We start from the raw sequence: 5,841 nt of genomic DNA on the forward strand, positions 1-5,841 counted from the left end.
ATCTTCCATCGCACGGCAAATATCTCGTAAATAAGCGCGGTTCTCTTCGACATCATCCGCGATAAGAAGTTTTAACTTTTCCATCTGCTGCCTATTTCTTTTCTTGCGTCAATCGTCAAAACAGTATGTATAAATTTTTGATATACATCACTATTTTTTCATTTTGGGAAATGATACTTTTTTAACGGATTGCAAACGGTCATTTGAAATAGGTTTATGTGTGACCTATGTGTGACTATTAAAAGGATAAGCTGCTGTTTAATATTTAACATAGAGGTTGAACCAATGTTATTCCGGAACAATCGGGATACTGAAAGAAATGAGCTGCTTCATTCCAAAATAGCGGAGCTGGAACGGGAAAATAATCATCTGAAAGAAGAAAATAGCAAGCTTCGTCAAAAGAATGATGAATATGCGGACGGTGCCGTGATGTCTGATCTGATGCACCATCTGACGGAAAATCTGACGAACGCGTGCCAGCATGATCTCTCCTCATTGCAAAAAGATGTTTCTGACAATGTCGGCCATTTGGAAGAAATCGAAATTTTGAATAAAAACAATCGCAGTAATGCCCTTGGAATCAATGAAGAAATCGGTGAAATCCTTGAAATACAACAAGCATTGGTGAGTAATATCACCGATAATTACGGTTCCGTGAGTCAGCTCAATGCCGGTGTCGGAACGATCGGCCAAGTGATTGATTTGATTAAAGACATCTCCGATCAAACGAACCTGTTGGCTTTGAATGCGGCGATCGAAGCGGCACGTGCCGGAGAACACGGGCGGAGGGTTCGCCGTCGTTGCCGACGAAGTTCGTAAGCTTGCGGAACGGACCCAAAAAGCAACCCGGGAAGTAGCGATAAGCGTGCAAAGTCTTAAACAAAGTGCCATCGAAATATATGAACGCTCCGGCACGATGGAACGCATTTCATCGACATCGAGTGAAAAACTTGAACGCTTCCGGAGCACGCTACACGGTTGGAAAAAACGGACGGAAATGATCGAGAGTCATTCCACGGACGTTTTGTATTCCATATTTATGCTATTGTTGAAATTAGATCATGTACTCTTCAAATTCAAAGGGTATAAAAGCGTTTTCCGCCTCACGCTGGAAGATGAGTTTGTGGATCATCATCATTGCCGTTTAGGCAAATGGGCAGATGGGGGCAAAGGCGCCGAAATTTTTGGAAGGGTTCCCAGCTTCAGAAAACTCGAAGCTCCTCATAAATCAGTGCATGACAACATTCTTGCAGCGCTAAACTGCGTCAGTGCCGGTACCTGTGCCGTAGAATCTGAAAATATTATGACGCATTTCCGGGATGCGGAACGCGCAAGTCGCGAAGTTGTTGAAATACTCAATGCCATGCTGAGCGAAGAACGACAGTCAAGGTTGATAAAAGTCGCATGGAAATACTCTTTTAACGAAATCCCGAAGAGACGTTTAAAGTCATTGATAAAATGGGATTGGTCGTAATAACCGTGCTCCTGTACGGTTAATGAATCGTATTTATTGGCGCATATCGACTGAATCATTTTTTTTCGTCTGAGTGTGAGGATATAAGTCGAGAGATTCATCCCGATGTATTTTTTAAAATACCGTAGCAGGGTGCTCTCTGAAAGACCGAATTGTTTTGCAATCGTTTTGCTGATATTGGAAGGCAAATCCGCAAAATTGGCATCGATATAATGGATGATGTTGCGTGTGATTTGATAGGATTCCTGATCAATCTCCTGATTCATCATCATTTCGATCCAGCGGATGGAGTGATCATTTTCCGCATCTTCGGACAAGTCGATGCTGACGGTCGAACAGGAAGTAATGCGATTGACCATAGACGCTATCGGGATATTCGTCAGTTTAAACATCCCGTATGCGTTGAGCCGGATAACGGTCAATTTTTTGCAGGTATTTTTAAAAATGATGTTTATTTTGGGAGGATGGGTAAATTTGCCGCAAACGACATTATTGTTAAAGACAAAAACCTGGTCATTGATGGTAAATGTGATGACGGCGCAATTTTGGTTCAGTATGATGTGCTCATTCACAGAGGGAAAACCTCTGAAACATAAGTCGTGTTCTATTCTGTACATTTCGACCGGAACGTAAAAAATAGAATCAATAAAAGGGCTTTCGTGCAATATAATATTCATTAAATTTATCCTTTAATTGACGAAAATAATAAAATACAAAGAGATTAATGTCTTGTATAATTCCGTCAATCAAAGAGATGAAATCATTCCTTAACTTCTATAAAGCTACTGGCTTGATCACACTGTCCGCACTCGTTTTTATCTAAATCAACCATTATGCTATTGTCGGGCGGTATGCTACATTTTTTATAGAATCATTTCAGTCTCATTTCGATGCGTAAATATGACCAATATATGACTAATATGATGTTAAAATATAACTTTATTCGTTTTGGAACCAATGTACTAATATTAATCGTGATAATTTATACGTAATACAATAGCCAAGGAGTTGTGACAATGATTCGGAATATGTTACTGCTCAAAGACAAAAGTATTCTTTTTGCCGAGGATGACACCATCACAAGAACCCAAATCGGAGAAATACTGGAGATGCTGTTCGGCAAAGTATATGCCGCATCAGACGGAGACGAAGCATTTCGGATATATGAAGACGAATCGCCCGACATTCTCCTGAGCGACATCAAGATGCCCAAAAAAGACGGGCTCAGTTTCATCCGAAGGGTACGCCAGCACAATTATGATATTCCGATTATTCTGATGACCAGTTTTGCCGAGCAGGAGCTGCTTTTAAATGCCGCCAACCTTTCGATTGACGGCTATCTGGTCAAACCCGTAGAACTTGAAAAACTGACCTTTGCGATCTGCAAAGCGATACAACGAACCCACAAAAATGAGGGTTTGATCGTACTGGGCAAAAATATCTTTTATAACGCCGCGACAAAAGAGCTTTATCAGAGCGGAACCGTTGTGACATTGGGGATCAAAGAGCAGGAATTATTGGTTTTGCTAATCAACAACCGTCACAGAACCGTTACCAAAGATGAGATCGGAAAAATATTGTGGCCGCTGGACCCGATATGCGAATCGGCCATCAAAAACATCGTTCTGCGGTTACGCAAAAAACTGGGTATCGACATCATCATCTCTGTCAGAGGAATCGGTTATCGGCTTGATACCCGCGAAACGTCAAGACCAAGCGAATGAGCTCTACTCTTGATGAACTGAACCTGCTGGTAATTCTTTTATCGGCTGTGACCGTTTTTGCGTTGATCCTCGTTTACAAAATCAGATTACTCCAAAAAAACTATGACCGGTTGCTCCATGAGAATAAAGAGGATTCTCGCATCCTCTTTTTAAAATCCCGATACGCCTCGATGGGAGAAACCGTCAGCAACATCGCCCATCAGTGGAAACAACCGCTCAATGCTATAGGGAGTATACAAAACAGCATCAAGGCCGCTTTGATTTTTAAAGGAGACATCTCAAAAGAGAAGCTTTTGCATTCGGTGGAGACGAGTTTTAAACTCCTCCAGCATTTGGCCGAAACGATCGATACGTTTTACAGCTTTTTAGCTCAACACGGGGATAACAAGACGCATTTTATTGTTGCCGACGAGCTGGAAAAGGTGCGCAAAATTACCGAATACTCGTTTGAAAACAGCCATATCACCCTCAACTACGAATTGGAGATTAATCCGACGATTCAGGGCAATGCCAACGAGTTCACCCATGCGATACTCAACCTGATTCTCAACGCCAAAGATGCGTTTGACGGTGTATCCGTCGAGGCTCCTCTTATCACTGTCCATGTCAGTGACGGGGACGAGACGTGCCATATCACCGTCACGGACAATGCGGGAGGGATCCGCCTGAAGCCCGTTGATATGGTGTTTGATCTGCATATCACGACCAAAGAAGAGGGTTCGGGTCTGGGTCTGTTTATGACCAAAAAAATTATTGAAAATCGCTTCGGCGGAATGATTTCCGTTAAAAATGTAAAAAAAGGAGCCTGTTTTACCATAGAGCTCCCCTACGCGGAGTACGGGAAACATTGCACCGATACGGTAACCCCCGATGAGAGACTCACTCTGGATCGGATCAACCAACTCTCCCGAAAAATCATCGAACTCGAAGAGGTTGAGAAAGCCCTCCAGAAATGGGCTGATATTTTTGAGCAGGCCCAATGGGGAATCGTCATGTGCGGTGCCGACACGATGACGCTGGATCTTATGAACCCGGCTTTTGCACAGATGCACGGTTTTGAGGTCAATGAGCTCATCAAAAAACCTATCGAAAGTATATTTGCCCCTGAATGCAGAGATCATGTCAAATGCATTTTACAGACGGTACACCAAGAGAGCCACTATGCGTTTGAATCGATTCATATTCGTAAAGACGGCTCAAGGTTCCCCGTAGCGATAGATATAACAGCGGTGAAAGACGACAATAACAACGTTTTATATCGCATCGCAAATGTCAGGGATATTACCGCCCATAAAGAGGCGGAAGAGAAACTCCTTCTCAAACAATTCGCCCTCGATACGATCCACGAAGCGGTCTATCTTATCGATGAAAATTCGATGTTTTATTATGTAAACGATGGTGCCTGCAAAGCTCTTGGTTATACAAAAGAAGAGCTTCTGGGTATGGGGGTTGTTGATATAGACCCGAACTGCTCGGTAGGGTGGTGGGGTATCCACTGGGAAGATATCAAAAGACACAAAACCGTACTCGGACAAGCAAGCCACCGGAAAAAAGACGGGAGCGTGTTCCCTATAGAAGTCAGTTCCAACTACTTTGAGTACAACGGTGTAAGCTATAGCCTTGCAGTAGCCCGTGACATCACGGAGCGGCGGCTTCTGGAAGCTGAAAAAGAGAACCGCACCATCAAAACGGTCGCTGAAAACTCCCCTGACGTCATTATCCGATACGATACACAAGGACGACGTACCTATGCTAATCCGAAAGCTCGCGAGCTGTTCGGCGTGGTGTTGGGCAAATCCCCTTCCGAAGAGACTCCGATCATTGACAAAGAGTACTATATAACGCAACTGCATCGTGTCGTCGAAACAGGAGTGGAGGCCACGTTTGAAATTACCTATATCAATGCCATCAGCGCGATAGACTATTCCCATATACGGATGGTTCCCGAGTTTGGAGATAATGGCAAAATCAGCAGTGTTCTGATGATCGGGCGCGATATAACGGACCTCAAACAGGCACTGCATGCGCTGGAAATCAAGGAACAAGAACTTCGGGCGCTGGCCGATTCGTCGCCCGGTATGATGGGGAGTTTTTATATGCGTCCCGACGGTACGATCTGTATGCCGTACGTTTCTCCCAATATTACCGATCTTTTCGGATTAACCCCGGAGGACGTGAGAGACGATGCAGCCTCGCTTATAGTACTAACCCATCCTGACGACGCCGAACGGGTAGCAGAGTCTCTTGCCGAATCGGCACGGACGATGAGTGTATGGCATCAGCAGTACCGGATTATCCACCCGATTAGGGGAGAGCGGTGGATGGAGAGCAATACCAAACCTGAAATGCATCCCGAAGGAGGCATTATCTGGTACGGATACGTGCATGACGTCACCGAGCGCAAACAAATCGAAGAGCAACTGCAACGGAGCGAAACAAGCCTCAAAGAGGCACAAAAGATTGCCAAAATTGGAAGCTGGGAGCTGGAAATTTCGACTCAAAAATTGACATGGTCGGATGAGACATACCGGCTATTTGAGCTTGATAAGGAGCAAACCGGTGAATTGCAAGCAATATTTTCTGACTCTGTCCATCCCGATGATAGGGAAATGGTCCATAATACATTTGAAGAGTCGCTGAACA

4 protein-coding genes and 2 pseudogenes are annotated in these 5,841 nt (G+C 44.1%); 5 read left to right on the forward strand and 1 reads right to left on the reverse strand.

Features of this window, described 5'->3' with window-relative positions; all coding sequences use genetic code 11:
* Positions 1-693: 693 nt before the first annotated feature.
* Together JU82_RS11905 and JU82_RS12230 are read left to right on the forward strand one after the other, a co-directional pair.
* A pseudogene (locus tag JU82_RS11905) lies at positions 694-946 on the forward strand (methyl-accepting chemotaxis protein); the annotation flags it as partial.
* Positions 926-1,234: pseudogene (locus JU82_RS12230) on the forward strand (CZB domain-containing protein); the annotation flags it as partial. The pseudogenes JU82_RS11905 and JU82_RS12230, both read left to right, overlap by 21 nt.
* On the opposite strand, the gene JU82_RS12235 reads toward JU82_RS12230, so the two are convergent.
* Positions 1,222-1,746 (reverse strand): AraC family transcriptional regulator, encoded by a 525-nt coding sequence (locus tag JU82_RS12235; RefSeq protein WP_366921371.1) that lies wholly within the window; start codon positions 1,744-1,746, stop codon positions 1,222-1,224. The pseudogene JU82_RS12230 and the gene JU82_RS12235 sit on opposite strands and share 13 nt — an antisense overlap.
* Here JU82_RS12235 and JU82_RS07030 point away from each other — a divergent pair.
* The 3 genes from JU82_RS07030 to JU82_RS07040 all read left to right on the forward strand — a co-directional run.
* Entirely contained in the window at positions 1,627-2,070 is a 444-nt protein-coding gene (locus JU82_RS07030; RefSeq protein ID WP_037948611.1) for a hypothetical protein, read from the forward strand. The genes JU82_RS12235 and JU82_RS07030 overlap by 120 nt on opposite strands.
* 420 nt (positions 2,071-2,490) lie before the next feature.
* Positions 2,491-3,198, forward strand: coding sequence for a response regulator transcription factor (locus tag JU82_RS07035; protein ID WP_037948613.1), 708 nt, complete (start codon positions 2,491-2,493; stop codon positions 3,196-3,198).
* On the forward strand, positions 3,195-5,841 hold a 2,647-nt coding region (locus JU82_RS07040), incomplete at its 3' end, for a PAS domain S-box protein (protein WP_037948615.1). The genes JU82_RS07035 and JU82_RS07040, both read left to right, overlap by 4 nt.

It is taken from the genome of Sulfuricurvum sp. MLSB (genome assembly GCF_000747095.1).
Classification (GTDB): Bacteria; Campylobacterota; Campylobacteria; order Campylobacterales; family Sulfurimonadaceae; genus Sulfuricurvum.